The following is a 1,527-nucleotide window of genomic DNA, read 5'->3' as shown; positions in this document are numbered from 1 at the left end:
ACGCCGGGCTTCAGATGCTCGTAGATCGAGTGATAGACGCCGTCGACCATCGCTGCCGCCTGGTTGAGCAGCATGATCTCGTCGATGTTCTTGATCTCGCGCGCGTCCAGCATCACCTGCTGGCCGTCGACGACCTTCATGCCGGCCTTCTGCAGCTCGAAGAACATCGCGGTCTCGGCGAGGTCGACGCCGACCGGCATGTCGGCGACGCCGGCTGACCGCAACAGGCTCATCACCTCTTCGGCATGCGCCTTCATCAGCCCGACCGCGGGCGGCACGGTGCCGCGCATGCCGAGCATGCCGGCGCGGCAATTCTCCGGCTCCAACCAGTCGCAGAAGATGCGGTGATGCACGGCGGCCGAACCGAAATCCCACACGATCGGCTCGCCGTCACCGGCGAGCAGTGCAAACCGACACAGCTTGTCGCGCTCCCATTCGCCGATCTTGGTGCCGGAGACGTAGCGGATGTTGTTGACGTCGAACAGCAGCAGCGCGCCGCTGCCCGACGCCTTCAGCGCCGCCCGTGCGCGCGCCAGGCGGTAGCGGCGCAGACGATCGAAATCCACCCGGCGCTCGAAATCGACCGAGATGTGGCCGTGCGAGGGAATGGCGCGATCCCAGCGCCAATGCGGATCGAGGTGCTCCGGGCTGACGAGATGCGGCTTGAGCGCGTTGCCTGTCATGTGCGGATATCCAGCTGTTGGCGACTTCGACCGGCTGTTGCAATCGATTGTAATGCGGGGTTTATTGCATGTGCGCGCGAAGTGTCAAGCAGCGGCGCGACGCAATCGTCGCTGCATCGCGACATGAAGGGACGATGGACCAGAACCGACGACAGCCAAAGCGCGCGCGCGCCCTGCCGTCAGCGCCGCGTCCCACCATCAAGGACATCGCGGAGCGCTGCGGCGTGCATCCCTCTACGGTGTCGCGCGCGCTTAGTCCGGCGATGAGGCATCTCGTTGCCGACGACGTCGCCAAGCGCATCCACATCGCGGCCGATGCGCTCGGCTATCGGCTGAACATGGCGGCGGCGGGCTTGCGCACCGGACGTAGCGGACTGATCGGCGTGCTGGTGCCCGATATCGCCGATCCCGGCTTTCCGCCGATCCTCTCCGGCATCGCCGATCAACTCGATGCCGCCGGCTATGCGACCATCGTGGTGGACGTCGGCGCGCACGGCTTGCAGCAGCAATTCGTCGACCGGCTGATCGGGCGCGGCGTCGACGGGCTGGTGCTGGCGACGGTGAGCCTGCGCGATGCAATCGTGAAGCATTGCCTCGATGCGGCGATCCCGGCCGTGCTGGTCAATCGCCTCGACGGCAGCGCGCGACTGCCGTCGGTGACGAGCGACGAGGCCGAGGGCATGCGGCTGGCCGTCGCGCATCTCGCAGCGCTCGGCCATCGAGGCATCGGCCATGTCGCCGGCCCGCCCGAGATCTCGACAGGTAGCCGCCGCCGCGCCGGTTTCGACGCCAGCGCTGCGCGCGCGGGGCTCGCGACGCGCGACACCAGGGTGGAGATCGCAGC

The 1,527-nt window shown here is 67.4% G+C and carries 2 protein-coding genes; one reads left to right on the top strand and one right to left on the bottom strand.

Features of this window, described 5'->3' with window-relative positions:
• Positions 1-683, bottom strand: a 683-nt coding sequence (locus WA702_RS22380) for an aminopeptidase P family N-terminal domain-containing protein (protein WP_425112733.1), incomplete at its 3' end; no start/stop codon positions are given.
• Positions 684-907: 224 nt separating this feature from the next.
• Here WA702_RS22380 and WA702_RS22375 point away from each other — a divergent pair.
• A partial coding sequence (locus WA702_RS22375; protein ID WP_425112734.1) for a LacI family DNA-binding transcriptional regulator occupies positions 908-1,527 on the top strand: 620 nt, incomplete at its 3' end.

It is taken from the genome of Bradyrhizobium sp., from assembly GCF_049798375.1.
GTDB lineage: Bacteria > Pseudomonadota > Alphaproteobacteria > Rhizobiales > Xanthobacteraceae > Bradyrhizobium.
The sequence above is the reverse complement of the archived record's forward strand: the minus strand, read 5'-3'. Positions and strand labels throughout refer to the sequence as shown.